The sequence below is a fragment of the Pikeienuella sp. genome, from assembly GCF_046290545.1.
Taxonomy (GTDB): Bacteria; Pseudomonadota; Alphaproteobacteria; order Rhodobacterales; family Rhodobacteraceae; genus Pikeienuella.
This window is the reverse complement of sequence record NZ_JBKAGV010000017.1, coordinates 875,561-894,657: the sequence shown is the minus strand read 5'-3', so window position 1 is coordinate 894,657 and position 19,097 is coordinate 875,561. Positions and strand designations below refer to the sequence as shown.

Annotated in this window: 16 protein-coding genes and 1 tRNA gene; 8 read left to right on the top strand and 9 right to left on the bottom strand. The window is 65.9% G+C overall.

Annotated features, from left to right (window positions below; genetic code table 11):
• From ACE37J_RS20755 to ACE37J_RS20740, 4 genes are read right to left on the bottom strand one after another with little or no spacing between them, the layout of a single operon-like run.
• Positions 1-783 carry an ATP-binding cassette domain-containing protein gene (locus ACE37J_RS20755; RefSeq protein WP_409715330.1) on the bottom strand — a complete coding sequence of 261 codons (783 nt, stop codon included), beginning with the start codon at positions 781-783 and terminating at the stop codon, positions 1-3.
• Complete coding sequence (locus tag ACE37J_RS20750) at positions 780-1,727, bottom strand: sugar ABC transporter substrate-binding protein (protein ID WP_409715326.1); 948 nt, start codon at positions 1,725-1,727, stop codon at positions 780-782. The genes ACE37J_RS20755 and ACE37J_RS20750 overlap by 4 nt, the downstream gene beginning before the upstream one ends.
• Before the next feature lie 21 nt (positions 1,728-1,748).
• Positions 1,749-2,690: an ABC transporter permease gene (locus ACE37J_RS20745; protein WP_409715323.1), complete on the bottom strand. Its 942-nt coding sequence runs from the start codon at positions 2,688-2,690 to the stop codon at positions 1,749-1,751.
• Between the two features lie 49 nt (positions 2,691-2,739).
• Complete coding sequence (locus ACE37J_RS20740) at positions 2,740-4,212, bottom strand: xylulokinase (protein ID WP_409715320.1); 1,473 nt, start codon at positions 4,210-4,212, stop codon at positions 2,740-2,742.
• A gap of 303 nt (positions 4,213-4,515) precedes the next feature.
• Here ACE37J_RS20740 and ACE37J_RS20735 point away from each other — a divergent pair, with 303 nt between their 5' ends.
• Positions 4,516-5,859 carry a tyrosine-type recombinase/integrase gene (locus tag ACE37J_RS20735; protein WP_409715317.1) on the top strand — a complete coding sequence of 448 codons (1,344 nt, stop codon included), beginning with the start codon at positions 4,516-4,518 and terminating at the stop codon, positions 5,857-5,859.
• Here ACE37J_RS20735 and ACE37J_RS20730 read toward each other — a convergent pair.
• Entirely contained in the window at positions 5,856-6,530 is a 675-nt protein-coding gene (locus ACE37J_RS20730; RefSeq protein WP_409715314.1) for a hypothetical protein, read from the bottom strand. The two genes, ACE37J_RS20735 and ACE37J_RS20730, sit on opposite strands and share 4 nt — an antisense overlap.
• Positions 6,531-7,011: 481 nt before the next feature.
• Between ACE37J_RS20730 and ACE37J_RS20725 the strand changes: the two genes are divergently transcribed.
• From ACE37J_RS20725 to ACE37J_RS20710, 4 genes are all read left to right on the top strand, one after another.
• Complete coding sequence (locus ACE37J_RS20725) at positions 7,012-7,737, top strand: hypothetical protein (protein WP_409715311.1); 726 nt, start codon at positions 7,012-7,014, stop codon at positions 7,735-7,737.
• 531 nt (positions 7,738-8,268) lie between these two features.
• A complete protein-coding gene (locus ACE37J_RS20720; RefSeq protein ID WP_409715308.1) occupies positions 8,269-8,454 on the top strand; it encodes an AlpA family transcriptional regulator in 186 nt (61 codons plus the stop codon).
• Between the two features lie 125 nt (positions 8,455-8,579).
• Positions 8,580-9,650 carry a bifunctional DNA primase/polymerase gene (locus ACE37J_RS20715; RefSeq protein ID WP_409715305.1) on the top strand — a complete coding sequence of 357 codons (1,071 nt, stop codon included), beginning with the start codon at positions 8,580-8,582 and terminating at the stop codon, positions 9,648-9,650.
• On the top strand, positions 9,647-10,219 hold the full coding sequence (locus ACE37J_RS20710; RefSeq protein ID WP_409715302.1) for an HGGxSTG domain-containing protein: 573 nt from the start codon (positions 9,647-9,649) through the stop codon (positions 10,217-10,219). Before ACE37J_RS20715 ends, ACE37J_RS20710 begins: the two co-directional genes overlap by 4 nt.
• On the opposite strand, the gene ACE37J_RS20705 is transcribed toward ACE37J_RS20710, so the two are convergent.
• Positions 10,185-10,505 carry a hypothetical protein gene (locus ACE37J_RS20705; protein WP_409715500.1) on the bottom strand — a complete coding sequence of 107 codons (321 nt, stop codon included), beginning with the start codon at positions 10,503-10,505 and terminating at the stop codon, positions 10,185-10,187. The two genes, ACE37J_RS20710 and ACE37J_RS20705, sit on opposite strands and share 35 nt — an antisense overlap.
• A 93-nt stretch (positions 10,506-10,598) precedes the next feature.
• On the opposite strand from ACE37J_RS20705, the gene ACE37J_RS20700 reads away from it, so the two are divergent.
• Positions 10,599-13,748 carry a type ISP restriction/modification enzyme gene (locus ACE37J_RS20700; RefSeq protein ID WP_409715299.1) on the top strand — a complete coding sequence of 1,050 codons (3,150 nt, stop codon included), beginning with the start codon at positions 10,599-10,601 and terminating at the stop codon, positions 13,746-13,748.
• Between the two features lie 127 nt (positions 13,749-13,875).
• Here ACE37J_RS20700 and ACE37J_RS20695 read toward each other — a convergent pair.
• Positions 13,876-13,951: transfer RNA gene (locus tag ACE37J_RS20695), tRNA-Thr, on the bottom strand.
• A gap of 72 nt (positions 13,952-14,023) precedes the next feature.
• Positions 14,024-14,482, bottom strand: a complete 459-nt coding sequence (locus ACE37J_RS20690) for a tetratricopeptide repeat protein (RefSeq protein ID WP_409715296.1) — start codon at positions 14,480-14,482, stop codon at positions 14,024-14,026.
• Positions 14,483-14,659: 177 nt separating this feature from the next.
• Here ACE37J_RS20690 and ACE37J_RS20685 point away from each other — a divergent pair, with 177 nt between their 5' ends.
• Positions 14,660-15,028, top strand: a complete 369-nt coding sequence (locus tag ACE37J_RS20685; protein WP_409715294.1) for a hypothetical protein — start codon at positions 14,660-14,662, stop codon at positions 15,026-15,028.
• 66 nt (positions 15,029-15,094) lie between these two features.
• Complete coding sequence (locus ACE37J_RS20680) at positions 15,095-15,880, top strand: DJ-1/PfpI family protein (protein ID WP_409715291.1); 786 nt, start codon at positions 15,095-15,097, stop codon at positions 15,878-15,880.
• 19 nt (positions 15,881-15,899) lie between these two features.
• Here the strand turns inward: ACE37J_RS20680 and ACE37J_RS20675 are convergent, their stop codons facing one another.
• The gene (locus tag ACE37J_RS20675; protein ID WP_409715288.1) at positions 15,900-19,040 is read right to left on the bottom strand and encodes an AsmA family protein; all 3,141 of its coding nucleotides are present in this window, start codon (positions 19,038-19,040) and stop codon (positions 15,900-15,902) included.
• Positions 19,041-19,097: the final 57 nt, after the last annotated feature.

Here is a 19,097-nt window from a genome sequence, read left to right as displayed (position 1 = left end):
TCAGGCCGCCTCCCCGGTGATGATGATCCGGCTCAGATCCTCCGGCGCGAGCCCCGCGACGGGTCGGTCCGCCACCTTCCGCCCCGCGCGGAGGATCGCCACCCGATCCGCGACGGAGACGACATCGGCCATGCTGTGGCTGACGAGGAGGATCGTCCGCCCCTCCGCCTTCAGCGCCCGGATGAGGCCGAGCACCTGCGCCGTCTCCTTCACGCCGAGCGCCGCGGTCGGCTCGTCCATGATGATGAGCCCGGCGTTCCAGAGCAGCGCGCGGGAGATCGCGACCGCCTGCCGCTGCCCGCCCGAAAGCCCCTCGACGGCGCGGCCCATATCCTCGATCCCGACGGAGAGCCGCGCGAGATAGCCCTTCGCCTCCCGCCGCATCCGCGCCTTGTCGAGCAGCGCGAAAGGCCCGATCCGGCGCCGCAGCTCCGCGCCCATGAAGACGTTTTCCCAGATCGAGAGCCGGGGCGCGAGGGCGAGATGCTGGTGGATCGTGGCCACCCCCTTCTCCAGCGCGTCATGCGGGGAGCGGAAGCCGGCGGGGCGCCCGCGGAGCAGGACCTCCCCCGCATCCGGCGTCTCCGCGCCCGAGACGATCCGCACGAGCGTGGACTTGCCCGCGCCATTGTCCCCGCACAGCGCGAGCACCTCGCCGGGGAAAATGTCGAGATCGACTCCGCCGAGCGCCGCGACGCCGCCATAGCGTTTCGCGACGCCGCGAAGGCGGAGGATCGGCTCCCCCGCCCCGCCTTCCGGCGCTCCCGCCGCCCGGACGCTCACTTCGGCAGGAACTCGGCGACGTTGCTCGCGTCCACCAGCACCGAGTCGACGAAGAGATAGGGGCCGGAGGCGATGGCGGAGATCGGCTCGCCCTTCGTCGCGACGCGGTCGATCACCTCCACCGCCATCTCGCCCATCGCCTCGAAGGGGATCATCACGGTGGCGAGGAGCGCGCTCTCCGGGTCCGCGATCCGGCGATAGGTCTCCGGCCCGCCATCGACGGAGACGAGCGGGATCTCGCCCTTCTTCACGCCCTCGGCCATCAGCAGGTCGTCGATGATGTAGGCCTGCCCGTCGAAGGAGGCCCAGATGCCCTCCACCGAACCCTGGTTCTGGAGGAGGAGCGCCTGCATCCCGCTCCGCACGTCGTCCCGCCAGCTCTGCGTCCGCGCCATGGAGAAGGAGCCGGCGACGGTGACGGCCTGGTTCTCGGAGAGGACGGCGTCGAGCACCTTGCCGCGGATGCGGGAGGCGGTGTTCATCTCGAACCGGCTCTGCAGCAGGTTCCCGGAATAGCCCATCTGCCCGAGGAGATAGAGCGCCGCCTGCGCGCCCACCTGGTATTCGTTGCTCTGGATCTCCACCAGCGCATGCGGGCTGGAGCCGGACTGGACGGTGACGACGGGAATGCCCGCCGCCTTCGCCGCCTCGAACTGCGCGTCCGCCTCGATCGGCTTGCCCATGGCGACGACGATCCCGTCCACCCCGCGGGCGATGAGCGCGTCGAACTGCTCCGCATGCTTCGGCAGCGAGCCCTCGGAATTCAGCAGCGTCACGTTCCAGCCCTTCGCCTCCGCGGCGGCGGCGGCGGCGTTGGCGACCCGCGCATGCGTCTCCGCGCTGAACTGGAAGCCGATGACGCCGAGCTCGAAGGCGTTCGCGCCGAGCGTCGTCGAGGCGAGGAAGGCCGCCGCAGCGGCCAGTCTGCGAATGGGTCCGGTCATGTCGTCACTCCCTCCATGGGCCTATACGGTGAAGGCCACTTTCTTCAGAACGGACGCCGAGAAGGCGACCGAGGCGATGATGATGAGGCCGAGGATGATGTCCTGCCAGTAATAGGGCGCGCCCATCAGCACGAGCCCGTTGCCCAGCACCTTCAGCACGAGCGCCGCATAGATCGTCCCGATCACGTTCGGATGGCCGGGCCGGAACATCGTCATGCCGAGGAGGACGGAGGCGATGGCGTAGAGGAAATAATCCCCCGCCATGTTCGGCGCGGCGGAGGAGAGGTTCGCCGCCAGCAGCACCGCCGTCACCCCCGCGAGCCCGCCGGAAAGGACGAGGCCGAGGAACTTCATCCGCGCCGTCGGCACGCCCGCGAGCCGCGCCGCCTCCACCGCCTCGCCCGTCGCGGTCATGTGCGCGCCCGTCCGCGTCCAGCCGACGAGGAGCCAGGCCGCGAAGGCCGCGATCAGCATCCAGAGCAGGAGGAGCGGCAGCCCCATCAGGTCCCCCCGCGCCAGCCCGGTGAACTCCGTCGGCCAGCGCCCGACAAAGGCGACCCCCTGCGTCAGCATGTAGGAAAGCCCCTTCGCCACCGCCGCCGTCCCGAGCGTCATGATGAGGGAGGGGATGCGGAGCCGCGTCACCCCGAACCCGTTGAACGCCCCCGCCGAGAGCCCGATGGCGATCGCGGCGAGCACCGCGAGCGGCGGCGCGACGCCGGAATGCACCAGCGCCCCGCAGGCGACGGCGGAAAGGCTGGCGACTTCCGAGATCGAGAGATCGAGCTCCGAAACGATCAGCGCGAGCGTGAAGCCGAGCCCCAGAATCGCGAGGAAGCTCGTATCCTTCAGCACGTTGAGAAGGTTCGGCGCGCTGGCGAAGCGCGGCGCGAAAAGCACGAAGAAGAGGATGATCGCGGCGCCCGCAAGGGCCGTGCCGTATGTCTCGATGATCCGCTTCATCTCCGCCCGGCCTCCTCAGCCCCGACTAGAAGTCAGAACGCCGCTCCGTTCAAGACGCCTCCCCGGCCAGCGCGGCGCCGAGCGGCGCGAGCGCCCGGTGCGCGGCGAGGAAATGCGGCAGGAGGCGGTCCATCCGCGCCCGCTCCTCCGGCTCCGGCTCGAACCGCGCGCCCTCGCGCACCATCGCCGCCTGCGCCGCCGCGAGAGAGGGATGCCGCCCCAGCGCCGTCATCGCCGCAAGCGCCCCGCCGAGCAGCCCCGGCTCCGGCCCGCCGGCGCGCACGAAGGGCCGGCCGCAGGCGGCGGCCTTGATCCGCGCCCAGTCCGCGCTCGCCGCGCCGCCTCCGCCGAACCGGATCTCGGAGACGCGCGCGCCCGTCGGCGCCTCCGCCCGGTCCAGCACGATCCTGTTGAGAAAGGCGACGCCCTCCAGCGCGGCGCGGAGGAGGTCCCCCGCCCCGTGCGTCCGGTCGAGCCCGACCCAGGCGCCGCGCAGCGAGGCGTCCCACCACGGCGTCCGCTCGCCGCGGAGATAGGGCAGGAAAAGGAGCGGCGCGGCGGCGCGGGGCGCCGCGAGGAGCCGCGCCATCGCCGCCTCCGGCCCCTCCCCCGGCGCGAGAAGGCCCAGCGCCCAGAGCAGCGTGTCCCCGCCCGAAAGGCTCGGCCCCCCCAGCTGCTTCGCCCCCTCGCCCCAATCCACCGAAAGGAGCCCCTCCGCCTCCGCCGGCGCGCCGGAAAAGACGCCGAACACCTCCGTCGTTCCCGTCAGGTTGTAGCCGTATCCCGCCCGCAGCGCGCCGAGCCCGAGCGCCGCCGCCCAGCTGTCATGCGCCATGGCGATCACCGGCCGCCCCGCCAGCCGCGCGAACGCGCCGGGAAGCCCGGGGCGGACGGGGCCGAGCCGGTCAAGCGGGCCGAGCGCCGGCGGCGCGAGGCCGGGGTCGAGGCCGAGCGCGGCGAGGATCGAGCCTCCGCCGCCGGCCGAGGCCGCGAGGAGCCGCGCGCTCGAAATCGCGTCCGTCGCCACCCGGCCCGTGAGCCGCGCGTTGAGAAAATCCTTGGGCTCGACGACGGCCCGCGCCCGCGCCAGCGCCTCCGGCTCCGTCCGCGCCAGGCGAAAGAGCCTGAGCGCCGGGTGGAAGGCGTCGAGCCGCGCGGCCTCCGGCGCGCCGGGCGGCGCGAGCGCGCGCGCCTCCTCCGCCAGCGCCGCCGCCGCCCGGTCGGCGAAGCCGATCGCCGGGCGCACCGGGTTCGCGTCCGCGTCGAGCAGCACCTGCGTGCGCGTGAAGCCGGCGACGGCGACGGCGCCGATCCGCTCGAAATCGCCCTTCAGCGCCGCCGCAAGGGCTTCGGCGATCCGCCGCGCCGCCCGCCACCACCCTTCCGGGTCCGCCTCGGTCTCGGGCGGGGCGGCGCTCGGCTCCGCCGCGAAGGCGAGCGACGCGCCGTCAGGCCCGGTGACGCCCCCGCGCATCGCGCCGGCCCCGAGGTCGAAGGACAGGATCAGGTCCCGAGGCTCCATTCCGTCTTCCTCGCCGCCGCCTGCGGCGCCCGTGCTCGATGGAGTTCGCCCCGGTGAAGGCGTCGGCGCCGGCTGAGGGGCTCGAACCCCCGACCCCCTGATTACAAATCTCCGCGCCCCTCTTTCGAGCATTGTTCCGATACACGCCGGGGAATTCCAGAGCAATCCCTTCCATCGGAGAAAGCATCGAATTTTCTGTTTCCTAGGGATTGTCCCCCAATCAATCAGCGTCTATCTTGTTCCGCAGAGGGCCGGAATGTTCCGGCCGATTTTGTCCCCCGGATGTCCCCCAGAGGCCCCGCTATGAAGATCGAGCTGACCGACGCCTACCTCAAGAGCCTCGCCGCGCCGGAAGTCGGGCGGGTGGAAGTCTCCGATGCAAAGCGGGCGGGCCTGGCCCTTCGCGTCTATCCCGGCGGGCGCAAGGTCTGGATGTTCGAGAAGCGGGTGAAGGGCGGGCCGAAGCGCAAGCATACGCTCGGCGAGTATGGCGAGGAAAAGGACGGGAAGGTGACGCTGGCCAAGGCCCGGCTGATGGCGCAACAGATCGCGGCAGAGGCGGCGCAGGGTATCGACCGGATCGCAGAGGCGGAGAAGGCGCAGCGCGCGGCGGAGGCGGCTGAGAAGGCCCGTCTGGAGGCGGAGGCGGCAAAGGTATCCGTGCGCAGCGTCATCGCGGCCTATGACGCTCTCCACCTCTCTCCGAACCTTCGCACGGCGGAGGAACGCCGCCGCCAGTTGGAACAGGCACTGGAAAGCCATCTCGACAGCCCGATCTGCGACCTTACGCGGAAAGACCTTCAGGCGCGGATTGACGCTAAAGCGGGCGAGGGCCGCGTCATCATGGCCAACCGGCTCAAGGCCGGGCTCTCCGCCTTCACCAAATGGGCATGGCGGCGGGGCTACACGGAAACCGATATCGGCGCGGGGCTTTCGAAGGCCGCGAACGAGAAGCCGCGCGACCTCGTTCTGAGCGTGGAACAGGTGCGGGCGATCTGGAAAGCGACGGGCGATCTGGGCGACCTCTGGGGGCCTCTGTTCCGGCTTCTGGCCATCACGGCGCAGCGCCGGGGGGACATCAGCGGCTTGCGGTGGAGCGAGGTTGAGGAAAACCGCCTCGCCATCAGCGGCGCGCGGACCAAGAACGGGAAACCGCACGTCGTCCACCTGGCGGCCCCTGCGAAGGCGGAGCTGGACGCCATCAGGGCAGCGCAGGAGGCGCGGGCGGAAGCGGACAAGGCGGGGCTCTCGGAGGCGGAGCGCGCGGCCTACGACGCCCGGCGCAAGGCGCATGACCTTGTATTCTCCACGACCGGCGAGACGCCCGTGAGCGGCTTCAGCAAGGCGAAGGCGCGGCTGGACGAGAAGCTAGGCGAGGGCTTCCCAGCGTGGCGTCTCCACGACCTTCGCACAGCCTTCGCAACGGCTATGGCGGAGGCGGGAGAGAGCGAAGCGGTGGTTGACCGCATCCTCAATCACGTCGCCAGCGTCTCGGCGGCTTCGGCTGTGGCGCGGGTCTACAACCGGGCGGAGCAGCTGCCGCAGCGGGCGAAGGCGCTCGACAGGTGGGCGGACATGGTAACGGGCGAGGCGGGCACGAAGGTGGTGCAGCTAGGTCTCAAAAGGAAAATTCATTCCGGAAGCTAGTACTCACTTACTCCATTAATTCGCGCCCATCTAAGCTTGACCGACTCAAACGTTGACGACCCACTGAGCGCGGCCGGATATACGACGTCGGCTATCGGGCATCCTTCCGGAAATACACCCGCCCCTTCAATTATAGAAGCATAACAAATTTGGCTGCAGAACACCATTCTGCCAATTCGATATTTCGAATTCTGTAGATTGAGTGTAACCCTTACAAATTCGAACCCCGCCCCTACTAGAGAATAATACTGCTTGGTTTTCCGGAGTGCAGCAAACGCAATCTCGAATCTTTCTGCCTCTGAAAGATCGGGTATCCGGAGCGCACGGATCGTATACCCCGGAACATATTCGGAGATACTTCGCTCGACTACTCCACCCCTTGGAAGAGCTTCCACAATAACCCCTTTGCTAATGTATATTGCCGCATGGCTCCATCGAGCATGCGTTTCCTCAAAACTCTTCGACTGGATAACTTTAACAGCTCTCCCCCCCTTTGTGGGCTCGACGCCATCAAAGAGGAGAATATCTCCTGGGCTCAACATGCTTAGATCAACAAAGTAACCAAAAGCCTTTACCCGCTCAGGTAACTCACCAAATGTAATCAGATCATCTGTATGATCGCCAACATTTGTTGGCTCTAATATAAACATTACCGATTCTATGCCAGTCACCGTTAGGATTAGCGAAACTTCACTATCGGAAATACATCACGATTGCTGTGACGAAGGTAACCAGCCACACGCCCGCCGACCTTACGTTGCCCGTTTAGTTTGGACAAATTTTGTGTGTCGATTGTGAAAAAGGCCAGACTCTTTCCGTGGATAGAATCAGACAACCGAACGAGGCCGAATCCGGTGGGATCTAACCGCTCGATTACCCCGGAGAACTGGTAGACGTCTGATTTAGCTAGAGTTTCCATTTCCACCAAACTCCCCCAACGAATGTTTCGCTGATAAGATAAGCCTAAAGGGCCTTTCATTCAATAACGCACTTGAAAGATACGCAAACTTATGCAAAAAATCTATGACATTACCTAGAATGTTGAATCTTGGGGAACAATCCATGCCAAGCTGCCGACAATTCGTTTCCGCCATCTGTAGCGCCACGGGCGCCAACGAAGCTACCCTTGAGGCCGCTCTTCGCAGGAATGGCATGGGCCGCAACACGATTCAACGCATCCTCAACGACAACGGCCAGCGAGACCTCCGACCTCAGGCGAGAAGGTCTATAATCAAGACTTTGGCCACGGAGTGGGATATTTCAATAGATGAACAATGGTTTCAAATATCCTCTACAGAGAAACTTACTGAAGCCTTAGTAAGTGGGACAGGAGGCCTCAAATTTCCTTGGATTCAAAGAGGAGAAAGTCCCTTTGGTTTGTACAGAGTTTTTCGATATGCGTTTGAAAATACAGGCCGCATTGCGATAGAAGTTCTTGAAATTGGCATGAAAGACTGTGTTTTGAAGTATCGTAAGGCGGGAGACGGAAAGATTGGCGCAAGCCATGGCAGCATCGCAAGGAATCCAGGTGGCGTAATATGTTTTTTAGCAAATAAATCAAGCATCAATTCTGGCTATTTTCGCCCAAAGATTTATTCTCTCAACTATTCTACTCCCGGTAAGTACGCGAAGTACCACTATGGGTTTTCTATGAGTACTACTCCAACCCACTATTCCCCATGCGTCACTTCATCGGTGTACGAAAAAATAGACAGTAGTGAAGTTGCTGCAACTGAAAGTATTACACAGATCATTGATAGAAGCGAATTTGCAAAGAGCTTTGCAAAATCAGAAGAAATACTAAGTGCAATTGACAATATAAACGACGGAAGCATATTAAAGATGGATCCAGAGAGCCTTAATTCTAAGTTTATATAATTAATAGGCATTTTCTGTATTAAACAGCTCGCGCGTTTTCGGAAGGACAACACTGCGATATAGCCGAAAGAGTTAGGCTTGGGGCCCTCATCGTCGCAGCGCTGGCGGCTTTCCGGGGCGTCGATACCGTGAAGCCTGATTCGCTCAGCTCAGCTTTGAGAGTATCTCCGTCAATGACATTGGCACGTCCAGTCAGGGCGCCGGAGAATGCAATGGACGCTGAAGCGCACAAAGTCGCGATGGCGGCAGCCACAGAGCGACAATCGAATAATGCTTTCAAGACGTTGTAGAATGCACCTCCGACGATGGCGGTTTTCTCGCTCATGCACTTGCCCCGTCCGAATCGCCTAGTATCCTACTAGATGTCGGCGGACAAATGAGGAACCGGCGATGGCCCCTCGCGAGCCTAGGAACTCTGCGAGGGGCCGAGATTGAGGCAAGGAATGGCAACCCCCTGTCTCAGTCTCATCCTCGCAAACAAGTCTCGCCCCTTCAAGGGGGGGGGGCAATGCATAGGAAGAGACGAAACCAATGCAGAAGATTCTCCGCCGACCGGCGGTGGAGGCCGTGACCGGCCTTAGCCGTTCGACGATCTACGCCCTTATGGCAGAAGACCGCTTCCCGAAGCCGCTTCGGCTCGGGCGGCGCGCTGTTGGATGGACTGAGGCCGACATCGCCGCATGGCTCTTGGCCCGGCCTAGAGCGAACGCGGCGTGAGACATGCGCCAGCTTCTCGAAGCGCCGGCGCCAGTTAGGCGAGAACCGGCGGCGAGCGCCCGCGCGACAGCAAGGGCACGAATGCTTCCTGCCGTGCGCCCAGCCTTCTTACGGAGGGCAAGCCGATGGCGGAGCTAGGCGTCTTCGGCCTTCATGCGCCTGAGTATCATGAGGCGGGCCTCGCGGTGATCCCGATGGATACGCGCGCGAAGAAACCGATGGTTGCGAACTGGAACAAGATCGGCATTCCCGCCTCGCGGACAATGTGTGCGCGGTTCGCCGCCGCAGAGGGCGTTGGGCTCGTTATGGGGGCGCGTTCTGGCCTCACCGAGGTGGATGTTGACGCCGTGGGCGAGGCGTATCTCGGCGCTGCGCTCGAACGCTTCGGCGAAAGCCCGGTCATCATTCGCACCGCTTCAGGCAAAGCGAAAATCTGGTATCGGCACAATGGCGAGGCCCGCTGCATCAGGCCCTTGCCGGGCGCTCCAATAGACGTTCTTGGGGCCGGCCTGACCGTGGCGCCGCCTTCGTGGCGGGGCGACCTTGGCGCGGCGTATCGGTTCATCTCCGGCGGGCTGGAGGATATCCGCGATCTTCCAACGTTGCGCCCCGCGGCTTTCTCTTCGGCCCCCGCGTCGGCAGTTAGGACGGGAACGCGAAATGATAGCCTCTACCGGTGGTGCATGATCGAAGCGCGCCACTGCGACGATCTGGAGGCCCTAAAGGACGCCGCAGAGACATGGGCCGCGGCGTTCCCGGACCCGTTGTCACTGGCGGAGATTGCCTGCGTCGCCCGGTCAGCTTGGGGCTATCAGGAACGCGGGCGGAACTTTCTCGGGCTGAAGCGCCCGCAAGCGACTATGGAGGATGTTTTTATGGACCAACTGCTTGATGCGCCTGACGCCTTTTTTCTACTCGCCTACTTCCGGCGCTGGCACTCAAACCGGCCATCCTTCGCTATCGCGCCATCAGCGATGTCAAAGGCGAAATCGCCGCCCTGGCACTACCAACGGATCGCCAACGCCCGCGACGTGCTCTTGGAGCGCGGCTTCATCGTGGAACTCAGGCCCCCGGCAAAAGGGAGGCGACAAGTCGGGCTCTATCGCTTCGCCCCTAAAATCGCGGATTCCGTGAACTATCACTATACACCCTTCCTCCCTTCCTTGCCTTCCTTGGTGGAGGGGGCGGCGCGATGACCAGCGAGGAGCTGAAGCGGTTGCGTCTCGACCGGGGGCTGTCTCAGGCGGAACTTGCGCGGCGAACGGGGCTCCACCGCAATGCAGTGAGATACTGGGAAAGATCGGAGCGCATCGATCTTCGCGGACATGCGCCGCGTCTCTTGCTGAAAGCGCTCGGCGCGAAGGTAGACAATGATGGCACCAATACGCGCGGGCGCGCGGGCGCGTCATGGGGTGAAGCACGAAGTCCGATCACGTTTGGCGAAATCGCAGATCGGCTCGCAATGGACAAATTCTGCACACTACGCGCGCGGGCGCGCGAGCGTCGTGGGGTGAAACCGCAACGCCCTAAGATCACGCCAAGGTCAGCACGCCCTCGCTGCGGCGCGCGGACGCGAACCGGCCTGCCCTGCCGCGCGCCGGTCGTCTCAGGAAAATCGCGCTGTCGGATGCATGGCGGGCTTTCAACAGGGGCCAGGACGGTGGAAGGCAGGGCGCGGATTGCGGAAGCGCAGCGGGCGCGGTGGAGGCGATGGCGCGCGGCGAGGGAAGTCAGCTCCACGAATGCAACAGAGATAAAGAGATGACCCGGATAACGTCATCGGAAAACGGACGGCGGAGATGACCGAAGCGCATGGGATAGCGGCGGAGATCGAAGACGATGGGCGGATTGTCGTCCGCTTTGAGTCGTTCCTCCACACGAACATATCGGCCCGCCGTCGCAGGGCGATCCGTATCCTGTTCAACATCCGCCGCGGCTGGAGATGTCGGGACTGTCGCGAGGATATCCCGACCGAACGGCGGGCCGATGCTGTCTATTGCCGGGAAGCGTGCAGGAAGGCGGCTGCCCGGCGACGACGCGCATTCCGTCACGCCTTCAGCGCACCTCAAAGAGCACGCTGAGGCCAGCCCTTGCCCCGTCGGTCCTAATTCCGTCTTATCCGTGAGAGGTTTTCGGGGCGGATCATGACCATCATCAGCGATTTCGTGGCCAATGTGCAGACCGCCTATCGGAGCGGGCAGGCGACAGAGCATTCCTACCGGCCCGCGTTGCAAACCCTGTTCAACGCCCTTGCCCCGAACGTCGCCGCCCTGAACGAACCCCGCCGGGTGCAATGTGGCGCACCTGATTTCCTGATCCAACGCGGCGATATCGTCATCGGCCATGCCGAGGCGAAAGATGTGGGGCTCGATATCCGCAAGATGCGGGACGCCAACCGAGACCAGCAGCAACGTTATCTGAAGGGCCTGCCGAACCTCATCTACACCAACTGCCTAGATTGGGATTTCTATCGGGAGGGGGAGCGCGTCGCCTCCGTCACCATCGGGGACTACCTGATGGGCATCCAGCCTCGCCCTGATCAATTCGCGGCGCTCGAATCTCTCCTCCGCAACTTCATCGCCCAAACGCCGCAAACCATCACTTCACCCCGCGAGCTGGCGGAGCGGATGGCGGGTAAGGCGGCGCTTATCAAGGATGTGCTCCGCAATGCGCTGAAGGCTGATAGCGACCTCCGCACGGAGCTTGCGGGCCAGTATCAGGCGTTCCGCGAGCATCTTATCCATGACATCAGCGTTGACGATTTCGCGGATATCTACGCGGAGACCATCGCCTACGGCATGTTCGCCGCGCGCCTTCATGACACCACGCTGGAGAGTTTCAGCCGGCATGAGGCGCTTGAACTTCTCCCGAAGTCGAATCCCTTCCTCCGCAGCCTCTTCGGCTACGTCGCGGGCGCGGACCTTGACGACCGTATCCGCTGGATCATCGACGATCTGGCGAAGACGTTTCAGGCCGCGAACGTCGCCGCAATCATGGAAGGCTTCGGGCGACTGACCGGGCGCCATGACCCGTTCCTGCATTTCTATGAAACCTTCCTTGCCGCATATGACCCAAAGAAACGGAAGGCGCGGGGCGTCTGGTATACGCCCGAACCGGTGGTCAACTTCATCGTCCGCGCCATTGATGACGTGCTGAAGTCTGAATTCGGGCTCGCGGACGGACTAGCCGACACGTCGAAAGTCACCATAGACTGGGATACTGGGCAGAAAGACGCGAAGGGAAAGCCTGTCGTCACTCGGAAAGAGGTTCACCGGGTGCAGATACTTGACCCCGCGACGGGAACGGGGACTTTCCTCGCTGAGGTGATCAAGCAAATCGCCCCCCGCATCCACGACATGGCGGAGGGCGCATGGTCCGGCTACGTTGAAAAGGACCTGATCCCGAGGCTGCACGGCTTCGAACTTCTGATGGCCTCCTATGCCATGTGCCACATGAAGCTGGATATGATCCTGACGGAGATGGGCTATCGCCCCACGGGATCGCCGCCGCGCCTCTCCGTCTATCTCACCAATTCTCTGGAGGAGGGGGAGGCGGCGAACCAGACGCTGCCCTTCGCGCGCTGGCTTTCGGATGAAGTGCGGCAGGCCAACGCGATCAAGCGAGACATGCCGATCATGTGCGTGATCGGCAACCCGCCCTATTCCGGGGAAAGCGCCAATAAGGGCGCGTGGATCACGAAGCTGATGGAGGATTACAAGAAGGAGCCGGGCGGACGGGTCAAGCTAAAGGAGCGGAACCCGAAATGGATCAATGACGATTACGTCAAGTTCATCCGGCTGGCGGAGCACCTGATCGAACGAAACGGGGAGGGAGTGCTCGGCTTCATCACTAATCACGGCTGGCTCGACAACCCGACCTTCCGCGGGATGCGCTGGCGGCTGATGAAGGTCTTCGACCGCATCCATGTGATGGACCTGCACGGCAATGCGAAGAAGAAGGAGCGGGCGCCGGACGGTGGCCCCGACCGCAACGTCTTCGACATCCAACAGGGCGTCGCCATTGTCATCGCGGTGAAGCGAAAACCAAAGAAGGGCACTCCAATACCGTCGGACCTAGCAGAGGTTCAACATGCTGACTTGTGGGGCGAGCGAGAGGGAAAGTATCGCGCACTCTGGGATGGCACTCGCGGCGCAAACTGGTGGCAGCCACTGGAGCCAAGAGCACCTCACTACATGCTAGTTCCTCGAAATTATCTGTTGGAGAATTCCTATAACCGCGGCTTCGCACTTCGAGAATTCTTTCGAACAAGTGTTCTTGGTTTTCAAACGCATAGAGATGGGTTTGCCGTTGCGGAAGGATATGATGAACTTGCGAAGCGATTGGCAGACCTTCGAGACGTTCGGATAACGGACTCGGAGATAGCAAGAGTTTATGGTATTGCGGACAATAGAGATTGGAGCGTATCTTCTGCACGAAAAAAGGCCATGGAATTGCTAGATGAGGAATTAATTCAGCGCTGTGCCTACCGGCCCTTTGACGTTCGGCATTGTATACTAAGTGAGGCTGCGATGGATTACCCTCGCTTGGACTTTAACCGAAATTTAGTTGGGAGAAGCAATATTTGCCTTTCGATACCACGACAGCTAGCCTTCACTGGATACCATCACGCTATTGTATCTAACCTCCCATCGGAAAGCTGCTTTATTTCTAATAAGACTCAAGAACAGAACAATAACTTTCTTCTATACACCTTCGACGACATTGATCATTCTCGGCGGATCAACTTCGATCCTAAACTCCACGCCCGCTTGAAAACCCTCGCCACCGATCTCGACCACGGCGAACCCGATGAGATTGCCGTCTTTGACTACATCTACGGCGTCCTCCACTGCCCCGCCTATCGGGAGACCTTCGCTGATTTCCTGAAGAAGGACTTCCCGCGCATCGCCTGGCCCGCCTCCCCGGCGGAGTTTTGGGATATCAGCGCAAAGGGCGCACGCCTCCGTCGCCTTCACCTGATGGAACCCGACGCGATAGGCGAAACGCCCTATCCCTTTCGAGGCGAGGGCGACGCGACGGTGGAGAAGCCGGAATTCCGGGACGGGGCCGTTTGGATCAACAGAACGCAGCATTTCGCCAACGCGCCCGGGATCGCATGGGGCTTCTTCATCGGCGGCTACCAGCCCGCGCAGAAATGGCTGAAGGACAGGAAAGGCCGCGCGCTCGGCTATGACGACATTCGCCACTATCAGCGCATTTTGAAGATTCTGGCGGAGACGGACCGGATCATGAAAACCATCGCCATGACCCTTCCGGGTGCGCCGGCAACCTGAGACGCAAGCGCCTGACCGATCCGGCCGATTTAATGGGTAGCGGCGGCAAAATGTCCCCCAAATGTCCCCCAGATCGTCGATTCTCGAAGACAATCGAAGAGGATACAGGATAACTTGTTGATTTTATTGGCGCCGGCTGAGGGGCTCGAACCCCCGACCCCCTGATTACAAATCAGGTGCTCTACCGGCTGAGCTAAGCCGGCCCGCCGCGCCGCGACATGTATCAGCCGCGCCGCCATTCTGACAAGAACGCGCGGGCCGCTCCGTGTCCCGGCTCACTCCGCCCGCTGCGCCTCTATCGCCGCCTCAAGCTCGTCCCGCTCCTCGCAGCGCTCCGGGCAGAGCGCCTCCAGCCGCCGCAGGTTCGCCGCCGCGCGTTCGGTATTTCCCTGCATGAGAAAGAGCTCGCCCTGGTATTCGAGCGCGCCGAGATGGTCCGGGTCGAGATAGAGCGCGCGCACGTAATGCGCGCCGCTCGTCGTGAGGTCCCCCGTCTTCCGGTGCGCGAAGCCGAGAAGGTTGAAGACGTCCGCATTCGAAGGCAGCGCCTTCGCCAGCTCCGTCAGGATCGGCAGCGCCTCGGCGGCGCGCCCCGCCTCGATCAGCGCCCGGCTCTCCTCGAGCGCCGCCCTTTCGGCCGGGCTCACCTCCCGGCTCCAGTGATCCTCGCCCGGCAGCGCCAGGGCGCATGCCGGCGCGAGGGCGAGAAGGGCGAGAGCCGGGATGATCCTCATCGTTCGAACCTCCTGAATCGGAGGCGCGCCACAGGCCCGCCGGGCGAAGCTTAGCGGAACCGCTCCGTCTTCGTCATCCGTTCCTTGCGCTCCATGAGCCGGAATGCCGCTTCGCCCGCGCCGCAGGAACGCGCCGTCCTGCTTGACCGGTCGGCGGACGAGATATCAGATCGCGCAATGAGGTCGTTTCGCGTCTCCCGGCTCCGGCGGATCGTCGCCCTTCTCCTGACGGTCGTCACGGTCGCGGCGGGGTCGGCGCATGCCGGCCATCCGGAGCCGCCGGGGCCCGATCTCTCCGCCTACGCCCTGCCGGACGGAACCCTTCCCGTCCTTTGCCTCAGCGGCGAGGCGGAGCCCGAACTCTGGCGCTGCGAGCTATGCCTCCAGTTCGTCTCGGTCGCATCGCCGCCCCGCCCCTGGGAGCCGGGCCCGCGGCTGCAGCGCGCCGCGCGGCTCCGCGTCAGCGCCCGGCCGCTCCGCCCGCATGGCCGCCCGTTCGAGCGGGCGCCCCGGCCGAGGGACCCGCCCGCCCGTCGTTCCGCCTGATCGTGGCCGCCCCGCCCTCCGGCGGGGTCTACGCGCGCCTGCGCGCAACTCCATGATGGAACGACCATGCACAAGACAACCGCCTTCGCCGCGGCCGGGCGCGCCGCGGCCTCGGAAGAGGCGCCGCCGGCCCATGACATGAGCGCCTTTCCGACCGAATGGACGAAGCCGGACCGGATCGCGATGCTGGCCTATCACGGCTTCACCGCGCTCGACCTCGCGGGCCCGCAATACATGTTCGCCAACCTGATGGGGGCGACCGTCCATGTCGTCGCAAGAACCCGCGAGCCGGTGCGGAGCGACACCGGGCTCACCATCGTCCCCGACGCGACCTTCGACGAGACGCCGGCCAAGCTCACCGTGCTCTTCGTTCCGGGCTCGGGCAGCGGGCTCTTCGGCGCGCTGGAGGATGCGGAGACGATGCGCTTCCTCGCCGACCGGGGCGCGCGGGCGGACTGGGTGACGTCCGTCTGCACCGGCTCCGTCCTCCTCGCCGCGGCCGGCCTGCTGGACGGCTATCGCGCCACGAGCCACTGGGTGACCGAGGCGGCGCTGGAGCCGCTCGGCGCCGTGCTTGAGCCGGAGCGCGTGGTGATCGACTGGAACCGCATAACCGGCGCCGGCGTCACCGCGGGCGTGGATTTCGGGCTGAAGATGCTGGAGCTGCTGCGGGACCGGGACTATGCGATGGCGATCCAGCTCCTCGCGCAATACGACCCGGCTCCGCCCTTTGACGCCGGCTCGCTGGCCAGCGCGCCGCCGCATGTCTCCGGCATGATGCAGGCGATGTTCCCGGGCTTCGTCCGGCGCGCCGTCGACGCCGGCCGGGCGGCGCGCGCCGCCCTGCCCTGATGCGGCGCGGCGGGCGCCCTCACGGCTTCCTGATCTGGTTCAGGAGCTCGTTGACGACGGCGCCCGCCGGGTCGTTCCGGAGCTGCTCCTGCCGCCGCTCCTCTTCCCGCTTCGCCCGGCGCTCCTCCTGCCGCAGGCGCTTCCGCTCGGCCTGCCGCTCCTCCTTCGAGAGGCCGGAAAGGTCGGGCCTCGGCGCGGGCTCCGCGGCTGGGGCGCCGGTGATCGCGCGGAGCGCCTCGGCCGCGGCGGCGGCGGGGTTCTCCTTCGCCGCCTCCAGCGCCTTGGCCGCGCCGCCCACGGCCGCGCCGCCGAGCGCCGCGCCGACGGCGCCTTCCAGCACGCCGGCCCCGCCGCCTTCTATCAGGCCCTTCGCCGCGTCGAGCACGCCCTCCGGGTCGGTCAGCAGCGCCTCGATCCCGGCCTGAAGGTCGGGCCGGATGGAGAGGTTCGACCAGGGGCCGGAGATGATGAGCGGGAAGGAGAGGCCGGAACGGTCCAGCGCCCCGCCCTGCCCCTTCAGCGTCGCCACCGCCTTCGGCACGAGCCGGAAATTCGCCGTCTGCGCGCCGAGATCGGCCGTCCCCTCCCCGGTGATGCGGATGAGCGGGCCGAGAAACGCGAAGTCCCCGTTCGAGAGCACGCCGTCGCTTATCGTGAATGTTCCTGAAATCTCGGAAAAGTCCGTCTTCTGCTCGCCGCCCCCGCCGGTCAGGTTCCGCACCATCGCCGCAAGGTTGAAGCCGACGAGCGCGCCGTCCGTCAGGCTGATGGCGCCGTTCCCGTCAAGGCTCCGCATGATCGCGTCGAGGCTTTCGCCGGCGCCGGAGACGGCGAAGTTCACCCGCCCCAGCCCTTCGAGATTCGTGACGTCCGCCAGATCCCGCAACATGGGCAGGAGCCGCACGGCGGAGGCCGTCACATCCGCGTCGAGCGCGACGCCGCGCGCCGCGTCGAGCCGGACGACGCCCTGCACCCCGCCCTCGTAGAAGCCGAGTTCCTTCACCGAAAGGTCGAGCCTGCCGCCCGCCAGCTTCGCCGTCACGTCGCTCCGCCCCAGCGCCATGTTCGGCAGGGTGACGGAGGCGGCGCGGAGCGTCACGTCCGCGTCGAGCGCGTTGAGGCCCGAAAGGTCGATCCGCTCCTTGCTCCAGCCGGGGCCCGAGGGGCCGGCCTCGCCGCCGCCGATATAGGGCGTGAGGTCCAGCGCGCCGGCCTCCAGCACGGCGGAGAGGGCGGGCTTGCCGCCATAGGCGAGGCGGATCGGCCCCTTCGCCGCGATGTCGTCGAAATCGAGCCGGCTCGTCGCGATGCGGATCTGGGAGGGGGCGGGCGTCGTCACGTCCCCCGTCACCCGCAGCCGGCGGAAGGCGCCCGGCTGGCCCTCCGGCAGCGCGGCGCCGGCGAAGGCGGCGAGGCCGCGGAGGTCCGGCGCGTCGAGGTCGAGCGCGCCCTCCACGCTCGGCCCCGCGCCGTCCGGCGCCGAGGCGCGCCCGTCGAAGGAAAGGCGCGCGAGCCCGTCGAGCGAGGCGTCGAGCTTCAGCGCGAAGGCCCGCGCCGTCGCCCAGTCCGCCCCGCCCCGCGCCGTCAGGTCCAGCGTCGCGCGCCGCCCGTCGCGGGAGAGGCCGCCCTTCGCCGCGCCCGAGAGCCCGGCGGCGGAAAGGTCGATCCGCCCCGCGAGTTCGAGCGCGGAGAGGCCGGCGAGCTGCGCCGGCGCTTCCCCGAGCGCGAAGGCGGCGGCCTTCGCCGGGTCCGCCGCGGCGAGCGCATAATCGCCCTTCAGCGTCACGGGCGCCGCGCCGGAGCCCGGCCCGGCGAGGCCCTTGTAGCTCAGGCGGGCCAGGCGCCCGATCGTCGCGGAAAGGTCCACATCCGCCGTCAGGCTCTGCGTCCAGCCCGGCGCCGCCTCTGCGGAAAGGGCGATCTCCGCCCGCTCGCCCGCCTTCGTCGCCCCGCCCGTCGCGGCCAGCGACAGCGCCTCGCCCATCGTGACCCGGCCTTCGAGCGCGAGGGCGGAGAGCCCGGCGAGCTGCGCCGGCGCCGCCCCGAGCGCGAAGGCCGCGGCCTTCGCCGGGTCCGCCGCTTCGAGCGAGAATGTCCCGTCAAGCGTAGCCGGCGCGCCGCCCGCGCCCGGCCCCGCGCGGCCCTTCCAGGCGATGCGCGCAAGGCTCCCGATTTCCGCCGTGAGGTCGAGATCGGCGGTCAGGCTCTCCTCCCAGCCCGGCGGCGCCGCGGCGATGAGCGTGAAGACGCCGCGCTCCCCCGCCTTCGCCGCGCCGCCCTTGAGGTCGAGCGAGAGCGCGGGGCCGATATCCACGCGCCCCTCCAGGCTCACCTCGGAAAGTCCGGTGACGGCCGGCGGCGGCGCGATCCCCGCGAGGGCGAGGAGCGCGGCCGGGTCCGCGGCGGAAAGCTTCAGCGCGCCCGCGGCGGCGGGGCCGGAAGGGTCCGCCTCCCCGTCATAGAAGAGGCTCGCGCCCGCGCCTTCGAAATCGAGCCGGAGCGCGATCCGCTCCCCCCGCATCGCCGCGCCGGGCGAGGCGAGTTCGAGGTCGATCCGCGCCGCCTCCCCGCGCCATGTCGCCTCGCCCGCCAGCGTCAGCGCGCCTTCGAGCCCGCCGGGCAGCGCGGCGCGCAGGTCCGCCGCCTCGATGGCGTGAACCTCCCCCGTCCGCGCGTCGGAAAAGCGGAGCGCGCCGCCCTCGATCACCGCCTCGTCGAGCGAGAAGGCGGTGAGCGCCGCGCTCTCCCCGCTCGCGCCTTCCGGCGCGCCGGCCCCCCCGAAATCCCAGTTCGCCGCCCCGTCCGCGCCGATCTCCAGCGCGATGACGGGCTCGACGAGCCGCACCTCGCGCACCCGGATCTCGCCCGAAAGGAGCGGCATGACCTCGACCCCGATCCGCGCGCCGCTGGCCGAGACGAGCGCGGGCGCCGCGCCCCATTCGGCGTTGGCGAGGGAGAAGGCCCCCGTCTCGACGCCGAGAACGGGCCAGAAGCTCGGGCTAAGCCCGCCTTCGAGCGTCAGCGCCCGTCCCGTCGCCGCCTCCACCCGCTCCGCGACAAGCGCGGCGATCCGCTCCGTCGGCAAGAGCGCGACAAGCGCCACCGCGCCCGTCGCGACGAGCAGCAGGAGGGCGGCGAAGATCTTGAGGGCGCGGCGCATGGGTCGGCTCCTTCCGGGCGAATCAGTCTCCGGAATCATAAACGCCCTTGCGGCGAA

Coding starts and splice junctions, on each gene's coding strand:
- ACE37J_RS20675 (WP_409715288.1), bottom strand. CDS start 19,040: ATGCGCCGCGCCCTCAAGATCTTCGCCGCCCTCCTGCTGCTCGTCGCG.
- ACE37J_RS20745 (WP_409715323.1), bottom strand. CDS start 2,690: ATGAAGCGGATCATCGAGACATACGGCACGGCCCTTGCGGGCGCCGCG.
- ACE37J_RS20700 (WP_409715299.1), top strand. CDS start 10,599: ATGACCATCATCAGCGATTTCGTGGCCAATGTGCAGACCGCCTATCGG.
- ACE37J_RS20690 (WP_409715296.1), bottom strand. CDS start 14,482: ATGAGGATCATCCCGGCTCTCGCCCTTCTCGCCCTCGCGCCGGCATGC.
- ACE37J_RS20720 (WP_409715308.1), top strand. CDS start 8,269: ATGCAGAAGATTCTCCGCCGACCGGCGGTGGAGGCCGTGACCGGCCTT.
- ACE37J_RS20685 (WP_409715294.1), top strand. CDS start 14,660: ATGAGGTCGTTTCGCGTCTCCCGGCTCCGGCGGATCGTCGCCCTTCTC.
- ACE37J_RS20750 (WP_409715326.1), bottom strand. CDS start 1,727: ATGACCGGACCCATTCGCAGACTGGCCGCTGCGGCGGCCTTCCTCGCC.
- ACE37J_RS20725 (WP_409715311.1), top strand. CDS start 7,012: ATGGGCCGCAACACGATTCAACGCATCCTCAACGACAACGGCCAGCGA.
- ACE37J_RS20735 (WP_409715317.1), top strand. CDS start 4,516: ATGAAGATCGAGCTGACCGACGCCTACCTCAAGAGCCTCGCCGCGCCG.
- ACE37J_RS20740 (WP_409715320.1), bottom strand. CDS start 4,212: ATGGAGCCTCGGGACCTGATCCTGTCCTTCGACCTCGGGGCCGGCGCG.
- ACE37J_RS20715 (WP_409715305.1), top strand. CDS start 8,580: ATGGCGGAGCTAGGCGTCTTCGGCCTTCATGCGCCTGAGTATCATGAG.
- ACE37J_RS20680 (WP_409715291.1), top strand. CDS start 15,095: ATGCACAAGACAACCGCCTTCGCCGCGGCCGGGCGCGCCGCGGCCTCG.
- ACE37J_RS20710 (WP_409715302.1), top strand. CDS start 9,647: ATGACCAGCGAGGAGCTGAAGCGGTTGCGTCTCGACCGGGGGCTGTCT.